Here is a 17,581-nt window from a genome sequence, read left to right as displayed (position 1 = left end):
GTTCTTTGGTGTTTGTCTTCTTTCCCCGCTCCCGCTTGCCCCGTCCTGGCTGGGCCGAGGAGCGCAGAGACAAGCGGATCAGGGCCGGCGTTGTCTGAGCCGAAGGCGAGTTTAGCCGGACCCCGCTTGGCTCGAGCACCGCAGGTTGCCCGTAGCGAAGCGTAGGGACCCAGACTGCGGGTCGCCTTTTCTTTGGTGACTTTCTTTTGGCGAAGCAAAAGAAAGTTACTTGCCGCCGGGCAACCCCCGGCCAGCCGCCCTCATCAAAGAACAAGCCGTCAGACCAACCACAACCTGGCCCCACAGAGTGACTACACTGATACGTCCCCCCACAGCCCCACCCCAAACCCAAAAAAATGGAATTCTTCACTTTGGTGACCTGCGTCGCCATAGCCGTCTACATCCTCAAACTGTCGGAAGAACGCCGGCGCATCGCCCTGCTGGGCAGCCACCTCGGCCAGTACCAGATCGAAAAACTGATGGAGACCCTGACCGACGGCTACCTGCGGGCGCTGGGCGAGAAAGATGCCGAGCGGCGCGAACAGGTCTGGAACCAGCTGGCCGGCACAGAACTGAAGCTGTGCGAGCAGTTCACCCGCTTTGCCACGGGCTTTTCCAAGGTCGATGAAGTCGATGCACGCGCGAGCAAACTCCCGATTGCCATCCCCTTCGTTGCCAAACTCTTTCCAGGTCTGACATTCGACATGCGCAAGGTGCTGGCGATCCACGCCCAGGGCATCCTGCAGGCAGCGGAAAACAGCGCCCAGCGCACACCCAAAGACAAGGCCTTCACGATGTCGGCCGAACTTTTCCTGATGCAGCACAGCTGCCACTGGTTCTGCAAATCGAAAGCTGTTGCCTCGGCGCGCATGCTGATGCGGCACAAGACCTCGCATGAACAACTCGTGGCCTCGGTATCACCTGAGACGCGTGCGGCCTACCTGGCCTTGACGGGGCGGTGACGCCTGCGTCACAAGCAGCTGATCTTTCCAACCGCCGGGCTGTCGCCCGCGCTACAGCCAACCGCCATCGCCGGTCCTATATTTCCAGCCATGACGGAACCCACAATCCTGAACACCCTGCAGGCGGTAAACCAGACCGCGTCCTTCAACCGCTGGGCCGGCTTTGAGGTCATGCGCGCGGCGGCCGGAGAGGCCGAGATACGCATGGCCTGGCGTGAGGAGGACATGGGCCAGTACGCCGGCTATCTGCATGCGGGCCTGATAGGCGCCATGCTGGACACGGCCTGCGGCTACGCGGCGGCTACCGTGGCCGGCCGCGTGCTGGCTTCGCACTTTTCAGTGAACTGCCTGGCGCCGGCCGTGGGCCGCGGGTTTGTGGCCGTGGGGCGCGTGGTGAAGGCCGGGCGCAAGCAGGTCTTTGCCAATGCGGAACTGTTCGCCGAGCAGGACGGCAGTGCGCGCTTGCTGGTGGCGACGGGTAATGCCATCCTCGTACCCGTGATGCCTATGGAGCAGTCATCGGGAATTCCCGCTTCAAGCGCATGAAAGCGTCTCTGCCGGACAGGAGCTCGCGCCGGCCGTTCTGATCAGGCATCGCGGCAATAGCACCGCTCCGCGAACTGCTTCAGGATACCCAGTGTCCCGACCCAGTAAAACTGCAAGTGTTTGAAGATACTGACTGTCGGGAAACCTGTCGCCCTGAGTGCCAGCGAGGTGGCATCCCCTTGGGGCGTCAGGCTGAACGTCAAAGTCGTGAAGTTTCCAGACTCATCGGGAAGCCGGGACAAGGAACTCAGATGGGTGTAGCTGAGCCGCTCCATATCCTTGAACTCCAGGACCACGCCGATGTTCCGGAAGCGCAAGTGGTGGATGCCACTCACCACCATCGGGCTCCCAACCTTCCAATCGGTCTCTACCCCGATTTCCATCTCCGGTTCGCCCATCCACAGCTTCATTTTTTCGGTACGGACCAGGCTGTCCCACACAACCGGCGTTGGTGCGTTGACAAGCGTGTTGAGTTCGAAGGACTGCGTCACGGAAACCACACTGGCTAGTGCGCCCCGGCCGCCGCATCCGACCCACCCGCTCCCGCATGCGTGGGCCGCGTCAAAAACACCAGCGGAATCAGCAGCAGGAAGATCAGCGCCGAGACATAAAACACGTCGTTGGCCGCGAGCATGTAAGCCTGCTGGTCTGCCAGGCGGTTGATGGTGCCCAGCGCCTGGTCGGGCGTGAGGCCGGCGCCGGCCAGGCCGGCCAGGGCGCTGTTGGTGGCGGTGCTGCCCTGGTTCACGTATTCGCTGATCTGCGCGTGGTGCATGGCGGCGCGGTCCTGCCAGATGGTGGTGGCGATGGAGGTGCCGAAGGAGCCGGCCGTGATGCGCACGAAATTCGACAAACCCGACGCCGCGGGGATCTTCTCGGGCGAGATGCCCGACAACGTGATGGTGACCAGCGGGATAAAGAAGAAGGCCATGGCCACGCCCTGGATGATGGTCGGGATCATGATGGTCTGGAAGTCGGCCTGGGTGTTGAAGTGGGAACGCATCCACAGCACGAGCGCGAACACCATGAAAGCAAAGGCGGCGAAGCGGCGCGGGTCGACCTTGGAAATGTTCTTGCCGACCACGGGCGACAGCAGCAAGGCGAAAGCCCCCACCGGCGCCAGCACCATGCCGGCCTGCGTGGCGGTGTAGCCCATGTACTGCTGCAGCCACAGGGGCAGCAGCACCACGTTGCCGAAGAAGAGGCCGTAGCCCACCGACAGCGCGAGCGCACCGGCCCAGAAGTTGCGCCCCTTGAACAGCGTGAGGTCCACCACCGGGTGCTCTTCGGTGAGCTCCCAGATCACGAAGGCGATCAGGCCGACCAGCGCGATGATGGCCAGCGCGACGACCTCGCCGGAGTGGAACCAATCCAGCTCCTGGCCCTTGTCGAGCATGATCTGCAGCGAGCCGACCCAGACCACCAGCAGCGCCAGACCCACCGAATCGATGGGCAGCTTGCGGGTGACGCTTTCACGCTTTCGGAAGATGCTCCAGGTGATGAAGGCCGCGCCCAGGCCCACGGGAATGTTGATGTAGAAAATCCAGGGCCAGGAAATGTTGTCGGTGATCCAGCCGCCCAGCAGCGGCCCCATGACAGGCGCGACCAGCGTCGTCATGGACCATAGCGCCATGGCCAGCCCCGCGAGCGCCTTGGGGTAGCTGGACAGCAGCAGTGCCTGCGACAAAGGAATCATGGGCCCGGCGACCAGGCCCTGCAGCACGCGCAGGAAGATCAGCGTGGTCATGTTGGGCGCCAGGCCGCACAGCCAGGAGGTCAGCACGAACAGCAGGACGCTGGCCGTGAACAGGCGCACCTGGCCGAAGCGCTGCGACAGCCAGCCGGTGAGCGGCACGGCAATCGCGTTGGCCACACCAAAGCTGGTGATGACCCAGGTGCCCTGGTTGGGGCTCACGCCCAGGTCGCCGGCGATGGCCGGCAGCGACACGTTGGCGATGGAGGTGTCGAGCACGTTCATGAAGGTCGCGGCCGACAGGGCCAGCGTGCCCCACAGGCGTGCCGAGCCCGTCAGCGGCGGAGGTGCGATGTAAGCGGAAGCAGGTGCGGAAGCCATGAAAGCCTTGCGAAGGAGGGGCTGGTGGAAACCGCGGTGGGGGTTCGCCGCGGTTGCGCGTGCTGGGGCTGTGGCTTAACGTGCCGGACGGTTGCCGGCCAGGGACAGCGTGTGGCTGAATGCCAGGGTCTGCGCATCGGCGCCGGCCTGGGCAGGCAAAGCAGCGCCGCCGGCTGGAAGCACAGGCTTCGCCGCATTGGCGGCCTTGGCCGACTTCACCGCGGCCTTGCCGGTGTTGGCGGCGATCACGCGCTGCACGTCCTTGTCGGCCGCATCGTCCTGTGCGCCGTAGGTCTGGGTGTGCGCCACGGCGGCATCACGCGGCGCATCGGCCAGCATTTTGCCGTTCTTGTTGCTCACGTCGACTTCTGCGTCCATGGACAGGCCCACGCGCAATGGGTTCTCGGCGAGCTGCTTGGCGTCGAGTGCGATGCGCACGGGCACGCGCTGCACCACCTTGATCCAGTTGCCGGTGGCGTTCTGCGCCGGCAGCAGCGAGAACGCGGCACCGGTGCCCACGCCCAGGCCAGCAACGCTGCCCTTGTATTCGACCTTCTTGCCGTAGAGATCGGCCACCAGGGTGACGGGCTGGCCGATGCGGATGTTGCGCAGTTGCACTTCCTTGAAGTTGGCGTCGACCCAGACCTGCTTGAGCGGGATGATGGACATCATGGGCGTGCCGGCGGCCACGCGCTGGCCGAGCTGCACCGTGCGTTTGGCGACGTAGCCGTCCACCGGCGCGAGCAGGCCCGCGCGCTGCGTGGCGAGGAAGGCTTCACGCACCCTGGCGGCGGCCACCTGCACGCTGGGGTGCTGCTCGATGCTGGTGCCTTCGGTCAGCGCCTGGTTGCTGGAGAGCTGCTCGCGCGCTGCGACCACGCCGGCCTGCGCGGCGGCCAGCGCGCTTTTGGCGGTGTCCAGTTGCGTGCGGGCGTGGTTGAGCTCTTCCCTGGACACGGCGCCGTTGCCGGTGAGCGACTGGCGGCGGTTGAGGTCGTCATTGGCGCGCGCGATGTCGCTTTGCGCCTTGGTGACATCGGCGTCGCGCAGCGCGATCTGCGCGGCCAGCGTGCCGTTGTTGGCGTAGAGCGTGCGTGCCTGCCGCACGGCCTGGGCCAGCGCGGCCTCGGCCTGCTCCAGCGCCACCTTGGCATCGGCCGGATCCAGTTGCACCAGCGCCTGGCCGGCTTTCACGAAGTCGGTGTCGTCGGCCATGATGGCCATGACGGTGCCGCTGATCTGCGGCGTGATCTGGATCACATTGCCCTGCACATAGGCGTTGTCGGTGGACTCGTAATGGCTGGCCACCAGGTATTCATATGCGGCCCAGCCCAGGCCGGCCACGACCACGACGGCGGCCAGCGCGGTCAGCGCCTTCTTGCGCTTGGGGTTGCCGGCGGGTGCCGGCGCCGGTGCGGCGGCGGGCGTGGCCGTGGGCGTTGGAGAAGCGGATTGCGCTGGGGCGTTGGAGGATTCAGGAGTGTTCATGATGCGTGTTATGTGTTGGGTTAACTTTTGATCGCTGGTCACTTGTTCAGAGTTCAGAAAGCCGAACGAGCCTGCCGCTCCGTGGGCACGGCCTGGCCGGGGGTGTAGCCGCCGCCCAGCGCGCGTATCAGCGCCACCTGTGTGTCGAGCGCGCGGGCCGACAGGTCCACGGCCTGCCGGCGCTGGGCCAGCACACTGGTCTCCGCCGTGAGCACGTTGAGGTAGTTGCCCAGGCCGGCCTTGTAGCGCTGCACGGCGATGTCGTAGGCGCTTTCGGCGGCGTCCTGGGCGGCGCGCTGCTCGGTTTGCTGGCGGGTGATGGCTTGCGAGGAGGCCACCTGGTCGGCGACGTCGCGCACCGCATCGATCACGGCGGCGTTATAGCTTTCCACCGCGGCGTCGAGGTCGGCGGTCTTGCCGCGCAGATTGGCGCGCAGCCGGCCTGCATCAAAAATCGGCAGGCGCAGCGCCGGGCCCACGCCCCACTGCCGGCTGCCCGAGTCCATCAAGTTGCCCAAGCCTATGCTGGAGAAACCGGCAAAGGCGACAAGGTTGATGTTGGGATAGAACTGGGTCTTGGCGTTGGCCACGTCCCTGGTTGAGGCCTCGACGCGCCAGCGCGCGGCGGCGACGTCGGCGCGGCGGCCCAGCAGGTCGGCCGGCAGGGTGGCGGCCACTGCGACATTTTTGATCGCGGCTTGCGCGGGTGGATTCAGCGCGGCGGCGGCGTCGGGCTGGCCGACCAGCGCGCCCAGCGCGTTGCGCGTGAGGGCCATCTGCTCCAGCACGGTTTCAAGCTGCAGGCGCGCTTCGGGCAGGCCGCCTTCGCTCTGGCGCAATTCAAGGCGGGTATCCAGGCCGGCGTTGACGCGGTCTTGCACCAGCTTCAAGGTTTCCTCACGCTGGGCCAGCGTGCGGCGCGCCACATTGGCTTGTTCATTGAGGCGCACCAACTGGAAATACGTGCGGGCGACATTGCTGGCCAGCAGCACACGCGCGGCCTGGGCGTCGGCTTCGGCGGCGTTGGCGCTGCCCAGCGCGGCATCTAGCGCCGCGCGGTTCTTGCCGAAGAAATCAAGTTCCCAGCTGGCATTGAGCTGGGCCGTGCCGCTTTCGCGGATGGAACCGGCCAGCGGCGGCGGCACCGCGCCATTGGCGGTGTAGCGCTGGCGGGTCAGGTCGAGCTGGCCGGTGAGCTGCGGCAAGGTGGCGGCGTCGGCCACTTCAATGACGGCCTGCGCGCGCGCCAGGCGGGCTTGCGCGAGCTTGAGGCTGGGGCTGGTTTGCAGGGCTTGCGAGACCAGGGTGTTGAGCTGCTCGTCGCCGAAGTCGCGCCACCATTCGGCGGCCAGCGGCGCCTGCGGCGAGGCCTGCGTGCCGGCATCGGCCTTCAGGCCCAGCGAGGGCGCATCGCGCAGGCTGGACTGCGGCGCGATGCCGGACATGTCGGCGCAGCCGGTAAGGCCCGTCGCCATCAGGCCCACGGCCACCACGCTGGCGGCGGCCACCAGGGCCATGCGGAAGGAGGCGCGCCAGACCGGCAGGGTTTCCTGGGCATTCTGCTGCGCAGTGCCGGAAATCACGGAGTTGGCGGAGTGGTCGGAATCCATGGGAAAGGAACAGGTGTTATTTGTCATGTTGTTCATTCGCTGCTTGGAGGGTGTGCGCGGTTTCAAGGATGCGGCGCAGATAGGCTTTGAGGTTTTGCCACTCTTCCACCGAAAACCCGGCCAGGTGGGCGTTCTGCACGCGGCTCAGCACGGCGGGAATTTCCTTGGCGGCATCGCGGCCTTCGGGGGTCAATTCAATGTTCACCACGCGCCTGTCGTCGATGGAGCGGATGCGGCGGCAAAAACCCTTGGCTTCGAGCCGGTCCAGCAGGCGGGTCATGGAGCCGGCGTCGAGCTGGCATTCCCGCGCGAGTTCGGCCACGGTGGAGGCTTTACGGAGATAGAGCTTGAGCATGGGCACCCATTGGGCGTTCGTCAGGCCCTGGGGCTCGAGTTCGCGTGCAACCTGCTGGGAAACGCTGTTGATGATCTGGCGCATCAGGTAGCCGGTGCTCTGGCCGGCGTCGTAATCAGCCGCGCAATAGAAATCGGCCGGCAAACCGCAAAGTGCGGGGCCGGGGGATTCCGGGCGGGTGGGTTTGGAAGTCATGGGCTCGAATAATACATGCCTAGACAATTAATGTCAAGGCGGTGTTTGTTTCGGCAATTTATTGACCTAATTTTGACTAAACTCCTCCCATGGCTACTCTCCCCTCCTCCCTGGGCCCCAAAGGCTCCCCGCGTTCGCTCTCCGGCCTTTTGCCTTTTTTGCGGCCCTACTGGGGCCACATCCTGGCGGCCGCGGTTTTCCTGGTACTGGCCGCGGTGGCGACGCTGGTGTTTCCGCTGGCCCTGCGCAGCCTGATCGACGGCGGCCTCACAGCGGCCGACAAGGGCCAGCAGCTGATGGCCTTGCGTACCCATTTCTTCGAACTGTTTGCCGTGGCCGCCGCGCTGGGGCTTTTTTCGGCGGGCCGCTTTTACATGGTCAGCTGGCTGGGCGAGCGCGTGACGGCCGACCTGCGCAACGCGGTGTATGCCCATGTGGTGCGGCAAAGCCCGGAATTCTTCGAGACCACGCAGACCGGCGAGGTGCTGTCGCGCCTGACCGGCGACACGACGCTGGTGCAGACCGTCGTGGGTTCGTCGCTGAGCATGGGCCTGCGCAATGCCGTGATGGGCGTGGGCGCGCTGGGCATGCTGGTCTATACCAACCCCTATTTGATGGTGCAGGTGCTGGGCGTGCTGGTGCTGATCGTCGCGCCTTCGGTGTGGTTCGGCCGGCGCGTGCGCAAGCTGTCGCGCGCCAGCCAGGACCGCGTGGCCGACTCCAGCGCCATCGCCGCCGAGGTGCTCAATGCGATTCCGGTGGTGCAAAGCTATACCGCCGAAGCACGCGAGTCGGCGCGTTTCGACCAGTCGACCACCAATGCCTTCAATACCGCCGTGCGGCGCGCCCGGGCGCGCTCGGTGCTGGTGGCCTTCATCATCATCGCCACCTCGGCGGCGCTGCTGTGGGGCCTGTACCAGGGCACGCAGGCCGTGATGCGCGGCGACATCTCGGCCGGCCACCTGGGCCAGACCGTGGTCTACGTGATCATCCTGGCGAGCGCCGCGGCGGTGCTGGGCGAGGTCTATGGCGACCTGCTGCGCGCGGCCGGCGCCACGGAGCGCCTGATGGAATTGCTGGCCTCGCGCTCGCCCGTCACCTCGCCGCCCAACCCTGTGCCGGCGCGGCTCACGCAGGCGGGCAGCGCCATCCAGTTTGAGGCCGTGAACTTTCACTATCCGTCGCGCCCGGCGCAGGCCGCGCTCAGCGATTTCAGCCTGAGCGTGGCGCCCGGCGAAACCGTGGCCATCGTCGGGCCCAGCGGCGCGGGCAAAAGCACGGTGTTCCAGCTGCTGCTGCGTTTTTACGACCCGGCTTTGGGCCGCATCGCACTCGACGGCGTGCGCACGGCCGACATGTCACTGCAAGACCTGCGCGACCGCATCGGCATCGTGCCGCAGGACGCGGTGATCTTCTCCACCAGCGCGCTCGAAAACATCCGCTACGGCAAACCCGGCGCCAGCGATGAGGAAACCCGTGCCGCCGCCCAGGCCGCGTTCGCGCATGAGTTCATCACCGCCTTGCCCGAGGGCTACGACACCTTCCTGGGTGAGCGCGGCGTGCGGCTGTCGGGTGGGCAGCGCCAGCGCATCGCGATCGCGCGGGCCATGCTGAAAAACGCGCCGCTGCTGCTGCTCGACGAAGCCACCAGCGCGCTGGATGCCGAAARCGAGCGCATGGTGCAGGCGGCGCTGGAGTCGGCCATGAAGGGACGCACGACGCTGGTCATCGCGCACCGCCTGGCCACGGTGCAGCAGGCCGACCGCATCCTGGTGCTGGACCACGGCCGGCTGGTGGAGCAAGGCACGCACACCGAACTGGTGAACCGCGGCGGCGTGTACGCACGGCTGGCGGCCCTGCAGTTCACGGTGTGACACCCATCGATCCGGCCGCCTGAACCTTGGCGCCGGGTTCAAGGCCTGGGATATGCATTATTTGCATAGATAGTGGTGCACAATGCCTTGGACTATTCGGGAGCGGGCTTTTAAGCTCCGTGCATTGACTTTTCCCAACAAGAAATCCCACAAGGAGTTTTTCATGTCGCACGCAGCCTCATCCGGCCCCGTCTCCGCGGGCTCCCATCCCCTCCCCTCCTACCTCCAGGCCGACAACCTCGGCCCCTGGGGCAACTACCTGCAGCAGGTCGACCGCGTCATCCCGCACCTGGGCAGCCTGGCGCGCTGGGCTGAGACGCTCAAGCGGCCCAAACGCGTGCTGATCGTCGACGTGCCCATCCACATGGACGACGGCACCGTGGCCCACTTCGAGGGCTACCGCGTGCAGCACAATGTCTCGCGCGGCCCGGGCAAGGGCGGTGTGCGCTTTCACCAGGACGTCACGCTGTCGGAAGTGATGGCCCTGTCGGCCTGGATGTCGGTCAAGAACGCGGCGGTGAACGTGCCTTACGGCGGCGCCAAGGGCGGCATACGCGTCGACCCCAAGAAGCTCTCGCGTGGCGAACTCGAGCGCATGACGCGCCGCTACACCAGCGAGATCGGCATCATCATCGGCCCCAACAAGGACATCCCGGCGCCCGACGTCAACACCAACGACCAGATCATGGCGTGGATGATGGACACCTATTCGATGAATACCGGCTCCACCTCGACCGGCGTGGTCACCGGCAAACCAGTCGACCTGGGCGGCTCGCTGGGCCGGCGTGAAGCCACCGGACGCGGCGTGTACACCGTGGGCGTGGAAGCGGCCAAACACATCGGCCTGGACATCGCGAGCTCGCGCATCGCGGTGCAGGGTTTCGGCAACGTGGGCGGCGTGGCGGGCAAGCTGTTTGCCGAAACCGGCGCTCGCGTCGTGGCCGTGCAGGACCACGGCGGCACGATTTACCGCGAGGCCGGCCTCGACGTGCCGGCGCTGCTCAAGCATGTGGAAGCCAACGGCAGCGTGGCCGGCTTCGCCGAGGCCGAAGTCATCGCCAACGACAAATTCTGGGACGTGGAGTGCGACATCCTGATCCCCGCCGCGCTCGAGCAGCAGATCACCGAAGCCAATGCCGGCCGCATCAAGGCGCGCATGATCATCGAAGGCGCGAACGGCCCGACCACGCCGGCCGCCGACGACATCCTGCACGACCGCAATATCCTGGTGTTGCCGGACGTGATCGCCAACGCCGGCGGCGTGACGGTCAGCTATTTTGAATGGGTGCAGGATTTCTCCAGCTTCTTCTGGGACGAGGAAGAAATCAACAAGCGCCTGGTCAAGATCATGAAAGACGCCTTCGCCGGCGTCTGGCACGTGGCGCAAGACCAGAAGGTCAGCCTGCGCACCGCGACCTTCATCGTGGCCTGCAAGCGCATCCTGCACACGCGCGAACTGCGCGGCCTCTACCCCTGATGGCCGAAGCGCCCAGCGGCCCTGGCGGGCGGCCTGCGATGGCCGCTTTTCGCTTGCCCGCGGCCGCGCTCTTTCTGGGTGCCTTGGTAGCGGCCCTTGCGGCGCTGCTGGGGCCTTTGCTCGACGGCCCGGCTGTCGCGCGCTGGACCGTGCAAAGCTACGAAGAAGAAAACCTGCGGGCGGCCTTCGCGCTGGTCGGCATTCGCCACCTGCCGATGTTCCTGCTCGCGGTGGCGGCCGGCAATGCCGTTTTCAGGCTGCTCAAAAGCACCTCGCCCGCGATGGTGGCGGTGAGCGCCCTGCCCTGGTTGCTCTACGTGGTTGTGACCGGCACGATGGAATCCATGGCCGTCGATGAAAGCCCGTTCAGCTGGATGGGCTACGAACCGGCCTATTTCATCTGGCCGCATTTCGTCGCCATCCCCCTGGGCCTGTATGCGGCCAGCCGCATGGTGCGGCGGCGCAGTGCAATGCCAGCGCCCGGCTGAGCGGCTACTGCAGCGTTTCCTTGAGCGCCGCCGGCAGCGGCAAGGGCATCACGTCAATGCCCTCTTCCAGCAATTCGGCGGCCTCACGCACGCTGGTCTGGCCGCGAATGCTGCGCGCCTCCTGCTCGCCATAGTGCATGCGGCGCGCCTCGTCGGCAAAACGCGTCCCCACGTCCTCGGTGTTGGCCAGCACATGGCGCACAGCCTGCAGGAATGCGGCCTGTTGGGCCTGGCTTACGCCGGACGGTGTTCCGGCGACCGCGGTCAGGCTGCGTGTCGCAGCGCCTTCTTCAGTCTTCACGACTGTCGAAGATGGCGGATGGCCGGAGACATCCGGGTCCTGGCGCCCGCCGAGGTTGAGCCGCGGCGCACTCGGGAGTTTTTGCACGCTTTTGTCGGCGCACATCGGGCATTCGACCAGACCGCGTGACAGCTGGCCCTGGAAATCGTCTTCGGACGCAAACCAGCCTTCAAACGAATGCTGGTGCGAACACTGGAGATTCAGGACTTTCATGCGCGGATTATCGCCCCGCAGTCACGAAGCGGCGGCTTGCCAGTCCAATGCCCATGCGCCCGACAGCACGTTCTGCAGCCAAAGCGTGCCGGTCAAGGTTTTTGCATCGGTCACCTGGCCGTTGGCGCACCAGGCCAGCAGCTCGGCGGGTGTGGCGGTGAAGACGTCGAGAAATTCGCCGGCATCGAGCTTGCGAGGGCCAGGCACCAGCCCGCGCGCGAACCAGATGTCGATGAACTCGGTGGAATAGGAAATCACGGGATGCAGCACGCCGGCCCGGGCCCACTCGCGTGCGCTGTAGCCGGTTTCCTCGAGCAGTTCGCGCTGCGCGCAGGCCAGCGAGTCTTCGCCGGGGTCGAGCTTGCCGGCGGGGAACTCGACCATGACGGCCTGCACGGGGTAGCGGTATTGGCGCTCCAGCACCAGGCGGCCGTCGTCGCCTTGGGCCACGATCATCACGGCGCCCGGATGGATGACGTATTCGCGCGTGGCCTGCGTGCCGTCGGGCAGGCCGACGGTGTCGCGCATGGCGTGCAGGAAGTGGCCCTTCAAAATCTCCGTGGAAGCCAGCCGGGTCTCCACAAGGTGCGCATCAGCCGGCTTGCCGGCGTCATCAGGGCCCGGCGGGGTTTTCATGGGCGGTGCTTGAAGAGATAGCGCCAGGTGAAACCGGGAAAGGCAAAGGTGATGAAGAGCGCGCCGGTGATGGCGTAAAACTCCCAGCCCTGCGGCGCGATCTGGCCGGTCCGCTGCTCGAGGTACAGGCCCAAGCCGCCGACGAGAAGGTACCAGACCACCATTTCGCCCAGGCGGATGCCGAGGTTCTTGGTCTGCTTCAGGGCGTAGACCGCGAACAGCCGGTTGCTGACAAAAGGCAGATTGGCCGCCAGCAGGGCCAGCAGCACGACCAGCCAGACCGAGGCCGTCTGCGTCATGAACCCAGGGATTTGACGATGCTGCTGATGGACTGCGAGCACAGCGTCATCAGGCCGCCGGGCAGCATGCCCAGGACCAGGATGAGCGCGCCGTTGATCGCCAGCACCACCTTGGCATCCGTCGGGCCGGAGACCGGCTGGGCGTTGTGGGCCAGCGGCGCGTCAAAGTACATGACCTTGACCACGCGCAGGTAATAAAACGAGCCGACCAGCGACATGACCACCGCGAAAACCGCCAATACGATATAGCTGGCCTGTTGCGACGAGATCAGCGCCTGCAGGACGGACAGCTTGGCATAAAAGCCCACCAGCGGCGGCAGGCCGGCCAGCGAGAACATGCTGATGGCCATGACGCCTGCGTACAGCGGGCTGCGTTGGTTCAGGCCGGCCAGGTCGACGATGTCCTCTGACTCGTGACCGGCGCGCGCCAGCAGCATGATGATGCCGAAGGCGCCCAGGGTGGTGAGCACATAGGTCAGGGCGTAGAACATCGCCGCGCTGTAGGCGGACTCGGTGTTGAGCTGGTTGCCGTTGACCACGCCGGCCAGCAGGCCGAGCAGCAGGAAGCCCATCTGGGAAATGGTCGAGAACGCCAGCATGCGCTTGAGGTTGGACTGGGCGATGGCAGCCAGGTTGCCGACCAGCAGCGAACCTATCGCCATCAGGGCCAGCATCTGCTGCCAGTCAATCGCCAGCGGCAACAAGCCTTCGACCAGCAGGCGGATGCAGATCGCAAAGGCCGCGAGCTGCGGCGCGCCGCCGATCAGCAGTGTCACCGCCGTGGGCGCGCCCTGGTAGACGTCGGGCAGCCACATGTGGAAAGGCACGGCCCCCAGCTTGAAGGCCAGGCCGGCCACGATGAAGACCAGGCCGAAAATCAGCACCTGGTGTTTGACCTGACGGCTGGCGATGGCGTTGAACACCTCGTTGAGGTCCAGGGAGCCGGTCGCGCCGTAGAGCATCGACAGGCCGTAAAGCAGGAAGCCGGAAGCCAGCGCGCCCAACACGAAATACTTCATGGCCGCTTCGGTGGCCGTGGCGTTGTCGCGACGCAGGGCCACCAGCGCATAGCTGGACAGCGTGAGCAGCTCCAGGCCCATGTAGATCACCAGGAAGTTGTGGCCCGAGATCATCACGAACATGCCCAGCAGCGCGAACAGGCTCAGCGTGAAGAATTCGCCGCCGCGCAACATCTCGCGGTCCGCGGCATAAGGCCGGCCGTAGACCAGCGTGATCATCACGGTGATACAGGCAAAACACTTGAGCCAGCCACCCATGGGATCGCTGACCACCATGTTGCCGAAACCGTAGAAAGTCTGCCCGCCCACCGCGTAGGCGGCTTCCATGGCGCCCACCACGGCCAGGGTCAATAGCGTGAGCACATAGGTGAGCGTGCGCTGGGGCGTCTTGACGCCCAGGTCCACCAGCGCGATCACGCAGGCCATGGTCAGGAGGACGAGTTCGGGGTAAACCGCGATCCAGGAGAGTTTGTCTATCATCTGAATTCTTTGTAGTTGCTCGGTCAGCTTTAGTTCAGCTTGGACGTCGCGACGTGCTTGAGCAGATCGGCGACCGACGTGTTCATCACGTCCGTGAAGGGCTTGGGATAAATGCCCATGTACAGCACGGCAATGGCCAGCAGGGCCAGCATCAGGAACTCGCGGCTGTTGATGTCGGTGAGCGCCTTGACGTCCTCATTGGCCACGGGGCCCAGGTAGACGCGCTTGTACATCCACAGCGTGTAGGCCGCGCCAAAAATAAGTGCCGTCGCCGCCGCGCCGCCTATCCAGAAGTTGTATTTGACTGCGCCCAGGATCACCATCCACTCGCCGACGAAACCGGCTGTGGCCGGCAGGCCGCAATTGGCCATGGCGAACAGCAGCGCGAAGGCCGCGAACTTGGGCATGGTGTTGACCACGCCGCCGTAGCTGGCGATCTCGCGCGAGTGGACGCGGTCATACAGCACACCGATGCACAGGAACATCGCGCCCGACACAAAACCGTGGGCAATCATCTGCACGATGCCGCCGGAGACACCCAGGTCGTTGAAGATGAAAAAGCCCAGCGTGACAAAACCCATGTGGGCCACCGATGAATAAGCCACCAGCTTTTTCATGTCCTGCTGAACCAGGGCCACCAGGCCGACGTAGATGACGGCGATCAGCGACAGCGCGATCATCAGCCAGGCCCATTCGTGCGCGGCGTCCGGGGCGATTGGCATGGAGAAACGCAGAAAACCGTAGGCGCCCAGCTTCAGCATGATGGCCGCCAGCACGGCGGAGCCGCCCGTGGGCGCCTCGACGTGCACGTCGGGCAGCCAGGTGTGGACCGGCCACATCGGCACCTTGACGGCGAAAGCCGCGAAGAAGGCGAAGAACAGCAGTGTCTGTATCGTGCCGCCCAGCGGCAGCTTGTGCCAGGTCAGGATGTCGAAGCTGCCGCCCGACTTGTTGTACAGGAAGATCAGCGCCACCAGCATCAGCAGCGAGCCGAGCAAGGTGTAGAGAAAGAACTTGAAAGCCGCGTAGATCTTGTTGGGGCCGCCCCAGATGCCGATGATGAGGTACATCGGGATCAGCGTGGCTTCGAAGAACACGTAGAACAGGATGCCGTCCAGCGCCGAAAACACGCCGATCATGAGCCCGCTCAGGATCAGGAAAGAGGCCATGTACTGGTTCACGCGCGTGGTGATGGCTTCCCAGCTGGCGATGATGACCACCACGTTGATGAAGGCCGTCAGCAGCACGAACCACAGCGAAATGCCGTCGACACCCACGTGGTAATTGACGTTGAAGCGCTGGATCCAGCTGCCCTTCTCGACAAATTGCATGGCCGAGGTGCCCAGGTCGAAGCCGCCGTACAGCGGCAGCGTGACCCCGAAACTGACGACCGCGCCTATCAGCGCGATCCAGCGAACGCTGCGCGCCTGCTCGTCACGGCCCAGCGCCAGCAGAACCACACCGAAAACAATCGGTGTCCAGATCGCAAGACTCAACAAACCCATTCTTGTTCTTCCTTGATTTTGTTGAACTGATCAGCGATTGAGCCAGACGAAATACGTCATCAACACAAACACGCCAATGATCATGCCGAAGGCATAGTGGTAGATGTAGCCGGACTGCAGCCGGCGGACCATGCCGGAGACCCAGCCGATCACCTTCCAGGAACCGTTGACCAGCGCGCCGTCGATCAGCTTCTGGTCGCCGCCCTTCCAGAGCGCGGTGCCGAGGGCGCGCGTTCCGCGGGCCAGCACGTTTTCATTGAACCAGTCGAAGTAGTACTTGTTCTCGAGCAGCGTGAAGATGGGCATGAACATGCGCTTGATCGCGGCGGGCAAGGCCGGGTTGATCATGTACATATACCAGGCCAGGACGGAGCCACTCAGGGCCAGCCAGAAGGGCGGCGCCATCAACCCATGCCGGGCCATCTGGACCGGGCCGTGGAACAGCTGCTTGAGCTCTTCCATGGCGGGATGTTTTTCAAGGTTCACGAAGATCGCGCCCTTGAAGAACTCGCCGTAGAGCATGGGTTCAATCGTCATGAAACCGATGACCACGGACGGGATCGCCAGCAGGATCAGCGGCACCGTCACCACCCAGGGGGATTCGTGCGGCTCGTGGTGCTCGCCATGATGGCCGTGGTCGTCATGGCCATGGTGGTGCGCGTCGGGGTTCTGGTCGTAGCGCTCCTTGCCGTGGAACACCAGGAAATACAGGCGGAAGGAATAAAAGGCCGTCACGAAGACGCCCGCCAGCACCGCGAAGTAGGCAAAGCCGGCGCCCGCCAGGTGGCTCTCATGGACGGCTTCGATGATGCTGTCCTTGGAGTAGAAACCCGCGAACAGAGGAGTGCCGATCAGGGCCAGCGTGCCCAGCAGCGAGGTGATCCAGGTGATGGGCATGTACTTGCGCACGCCGCCCATCCAGCGGATGTCCTGGTTGTGGTGCATGCCGATAATGACCGAGCCTGCCGCCAGAAACAGCAGCGCCTTGAAGAAAGCGTGCGTCATCAGGTGGAACACCGCGACGGAATAGGCCGAGGCGCCCAGCGCCACCGTCATGTAGCCCAGCTGCGAAAGCGTGGAATACGCGACCACGCGCTTGATGTCGTTCTGGATGATGCCGAGAAAGCCCATGAACAAGGCCGTGATGGCGCCAATCACCATGATAAAGCTGAGCGCGGTGTCGCTGAGCTCAAACAGCGGCGACATGCGCGCCACCATGAAGATGCCGGCCGTCACCATGGTTGCCGCGTGGATCAGCGCGGAGATAGGCGTCGGGCCTTCCATGGAGTCAGGCAGCCAGACATGCAGCGGGAATTGCGCCGACTTGCCCATCGCGCCTATAAAGAGGCAGATGCAGATCACGGTCACCAGCATCCAGCCGGTGCCGGGAAACTTGATGCTCGAAAGTTCACCGGCCTTGGCAAAAGCCTCACCGTAATTGAGCGTACCGGCGTAAGCGGCGATCAGGCCTATGCCGAGGATAAAACCGAAGTCGCCCACGCGGTTGACCAGGAAGGCCTTCATGTTCGCGAAGATGGCGGTCGGCTTGTTGAACCAGAAACCGATCAGCAGGTAGGACACCAGGCCCACGGCTTCCCAGCCGAAGAACAGCTGCAGCATGTTGTTGCTCATCACCAGCATCAGCATGGAGAAGGTGAACAGCGAGATGTAGGCGAAGAAACGGTTATAGCCCTCGTCCTCTTCCATGTAGCCTATGGTGTAGATGTGCACCATGAGCGACACAAAGGTCACCACGCACATCATCATGGCCGTGAGGCCGTCGACCAGGAAGCCGATTTCCATCTTCAGGCCGCCGACGTTCATCCAGGCGTAGAGCGTCTCGTTGAAGCGCGCGCCGTCGATGGCCACGCTCTTGAGCGTCATCGCCGAGATGATGAAGGCTACCAGCACGCCGAGGATGGTCAGGCTGTGCGACAGGCGGCGGCCTATCCAGTTGCCGCCGAAAGAGGTGCCGAGGATACCGGCCGCCAGGGCGCCGGCCAGGGGCGCAAGCGGGACGGCCAGCAGGGCCGATGCGGAGAGGGTTTGGCTCATCTTG

16 protein-coding genes are annotated in these 17,581 nt (G+C 64.7%); 5 read left to right on the top strand and 11 right to left on the bottom strand.

The window, feature by feature from the left end:
- Positions 1–356: 356 nt before the first annotated feature.
- On the top strand, positions 357–962 hold the full coding sequence (locus AC1D0O_RS18485) for a hypothetical protein (protein WP_477654952.1): 606 nt from the start codon (positions 357–359) through the stop codon (positions 960–962).
- 90 nt (positions 963–1,052) lie between these two features.
- The gene (locus AC1D0O_RS18480) at positions 1,053–1,508 is read left to right on the top strand and encodes a PaaI family thioesterase (protein ID WP_477654951.1); all 456 of its coding nucleotides are present in this window, start codon (positions 1,053–1,055) and stop codon (positions 1,506–1,508) included.
- 41 nt (positions 1,509–1,549) lie between these two features.
- On the opposite strand, the gene AC1D0O_RS18475 is transcribed toward AC1D0O_RS18480, so the two are convergent.
- From AC1D0O_RS18475 to AC1D0O_RS18455, 5 genes are all read right to left on the bottom strand, one after another.
- Complete coding sequence (locus tag AC1D0O_RS18475; protein ID WP_477654950.1) at positions 1,550–1,999, bottom strand: SRPBCC family protein; 450 nt, start codon at positions 1,997–1,999, stop codon at positions 1,550–1,552.
- Positions 2,000–2,013: 14 nt separating this feature from the next.
- Entirely contained in the window at positions 2,014–3,582 is a 1,569-nt protein-coding gene (locus AC1D0O_RS18470; RefSeq protein WP_477654949.1) for a DHA2 family efflux MFS transporter permease subunit, read from the bottom strand.
- Positions 3,583–3,657: 75 nt separating this feature from the next.
- Complete coding sequence (locus AC1D0O_RS18465; RefSeq protein WP_477654948.1) at positions 3,658–5,070, bottom strand: EmrA/EmrK family multidrug efflux transporter periplasmic adaptor subunit; 1,413 nt, start codon at positions 5,068–5,070, stop codon at positions 3,658–3,660.
- Positions 5,071–5,123: 53 nt separating this feature from the next.
- A complete protein-coding gene (locus AC1D0O_RS18460) occupies positions 5,124–6,587 on the bottom strand; it encodes an efflux transporter outer membrane subunit (protein ID WP_477654957.1) in 1,464 nt (487 codons plus the stop codon).
- Positions 6,588–6,696: 109 nt separating this feature from the next.
- On the bottom strand, positions 6,697–7,230 hold the full coding sequence (locus tag AC1D0O_RS18455; RefSeq protein ID WP_477654947.1) for a MarR family winged helix-turn-helix transcriptional regulator: 534 nt from the start codon (positions 7,228–7,230) through the stop codon (positions 6,697–6,699).
- Positions 7,231–7,319: 89 nt separating this feature from the next.
- Between AC1D0O_RS18455 and AC1D0O_RS18450 the strand changes: the two genes are divergently transcribed.
- From AC1D0O_RS18450 to AC1D0O_RS18440, 3 genes are all read left to right on the top strand, one after another.
- On the top strand, positions 7,320–9,104 hold the full coding sequence (locus AC1D0O_RS18450) for an ABC transporter transmembrane domain-containing protein (protein WP_477654946.1): 1,785 nt from the start codon (positions 7,320–7,322) through the stop codon (positions 9,102–9,104).
- Between the two features lie 163 nt (positions 9,105–9,267).
- Entirely contained in the window at positions 9,268–10,581 is a 1,314-nt protein-coding gene (locus AC1D0O_RS18445; RefSeq protein ID WP_477654945.1) for a Glu/Leu/Phe/Val family dehydrogenase, read from the top strand.
- A gap of 38 nt (positions 10,582–10,619) precedes the next feature.
- On the top strand, positions 10,620–11,069 hold the full coding sequence (locus tag AC1D0O_RS18440; protein ID WP_477654944.1) for a hypothetical protein: 450 nt from the start codon (positions 10,620–10,622) through the stop codon (positions 11,067–11,069).
- Between the two features lie 4 nt (positions 11,070–11,073).
- On the opposite strand, the gene AC1D0O_RS18435 is transcribed toward AC1D0O_RS18440, so the two are convergent.
- Genes AC1D0O_RS18435 through nuoL form a run of 6 tightly spaced genes read right to left on the bottom strand, consistent with a single transcriptional unit; the run spans position 11,074 to position 17,577 of the window.
- Positions 11,074–11,583, bottom strand: a complete 510-nt coding sequence (locus AC1D0O_RS18435; protein ID WP_477654943.1) for a DUF1178 family protein — start codon at positions 11,581–11,583, stop codon at positions 11,074–11,076.
- Positions 11,584–11,604: 21 nt separating this feature from the next.
- Positions 11,605–12,219 (bottom strand): NUDIX domain-containing protein, encoded by a 615-nt coding sequence (locus tag AC1D0O_RS18430; protein WP_477654942.1) that lies wholly within the window; start codon positions 12,217–12,219, stop codon positions 11,605–11,607.
- Positions 12,216–12,518, bottom strand: a complete 303-nt coding sequence (locus AC1D0O_RS18425; RefSeq protein WP_477654941.1) for a DUF2818 family protein — start codon at positions 12,516–12,518, stop codon at positions 12,216–12,218. The genes AC1D0O_RS18430 and AC1D0O_RS18425 overlap by 4 nt, the downstream gene beginning before the upstream one ends.
- Positions 12,515–14,017, bottom strand: a complete 1,503-nt coding sequence (nuoN, locus tag AC1D0O_RS18420; protein WP_477654940.1) for an NADH-quinone oxidoreductase subunit NuoN — start codon at positions 14,015–14,017, stop codon at positions 12,515–12,517. The genes AC1D0O_RS18425 and nuoN overlap by 4 nt, the downstream gene beginning before the upstream one ends.
- A gap of 29 nt (positions 14,018–14,046) precedes the next feature.
- Positions 14,047–15,522 (bottom strand): NADH-quinone oxidoreductase subunit M, encoded by a 1,476-nt coding sequence (locus AC1D0O_RS18415; RefSeq protein ID WP_477654939.1) that lies wholly within the window; start codon positions 15,520–15,522, stop codon positions 14,047–14,049.
- A gap of 30 nt (positions 15,523–15,552) precedes the next feature.
- The gene (gene nuoL, locus AC1D0O_RS18410; protein WP_477654938.1) at positions 15,553–17,577 is read right to left on the bottom strand and encodes an NADH-quinone oxidoreductase subunit L; all 2,025 of its coding nucleotides are present in this window, start codon (positions 17,575–17,577) and stop codon (positions 15,553–15,555) included.
- Between the last annotated feature and the right edge of the window lie 4 nt (positions 17,578–17,581).

The organism is Polaromonas sp. P1_F2 (assembly GCF_056405735.1).
This window is presented reverse-complemented; position numbering and strand designations above follow the sequence as displayed.

Coding starts and splice junctions, on each gene's coding strand:
- AC1D0O_RS18485 (WP_477654952.1), top strand. CDS start 357: ATGGAATTCTTCACTTTGGTGACCTGCGTCGCCATAGCCGTCTACATC.
- AC1D0O_RS18480 (WP_477654951.1), top strand. CDS start 1,053: ATGACGGAACCCACAATCCTGAACACCCTGCAGGCGGTAAACCAGACC.
- AC1D0O_RS18470 (WP_477654949.1), bottom strand. CDS start 3,582: ATGGCTTCCGCACCTGCTTCCGCTTACATCGCACCTCCGCCGCTGACG.
- AC1D0O_RS18465 (WP_477654948.1), bottom strand. CDS start 5,070: ATGAACACTCCTGAATCCTCCAACGCCCCAGCGCAATCCGCTTCTCCA.
- AC1D0O_RS18460 (WP_477654957.1), bottom strand. CDS start 6,587: ATGGCCCTGGTGGCCGCCGCCAGCGTGGTGGCCGTGGGCCTGATGGCG.
- AC1D0O_RS18455 (WP_477654947.1), bottom strand. CDS start 7,230: ATGACTTCCAAACCCACCCGCCCGGAATCCCCCGGCCCCGCACTTTGC.
- AC1D0O_RS18445 (WP_477654945.1), top strand. CDS start 9,268: ATGTCGCACGCAGCCTCATCCGGCCCCGTCTCCGCGGGCTCCCATCCC.
- AC1D0O_RS18440 (WP_477654944.1), top strand. CDS start 10,620: ATGGCCGCTTTTCGCTTGCCCGCGGCCGCGCTCTTTCTGGGTGCCTTG.
- AC1D0O_RS18435 (WP_477654943.1), bottom strand. CDS start 11,583: ATGAAAGTCCTGAATCTCCAGTGTTCGCACCAGCATTCGTTTGAAGGC.
- AC1D0O_RS18430 (WP_477654942.1), bottom strand. CDS start 12,219: ATGAAAACCCCGCCGGGCCCTGATGACGCCGGCAAGCCGGCTGATGCG.
- AC1D0O_RS18425 (WP_477654941.1), bottom strand. CDS start 12,518: ATGACGCAGACGGCCTCGGTCTGGCTGGTCGTGCTGCTGGCCCTGCTG.
- nuoN (WP_477654940.1), bottom strand. CDS start 14,017: ATGATAGACAAACTCTCCTGGATCGCGGTTTACCCCGAACTCGTCCTC.
- AC1D0O_RS18415 (WP_477654939.1), bottom strand. CDS start 15,522: ATGGGTTTGTTGAGTCTTGCGATCTGGACACCGATTGTTTTCGGTGTG.
- nuoL (WP_477654938.1), bottom strand. CDS start 17,577: ATGAGCCAAACCCTCTCCGCATCGGCCCTGCTGGCCGTCCCGCTTGCG.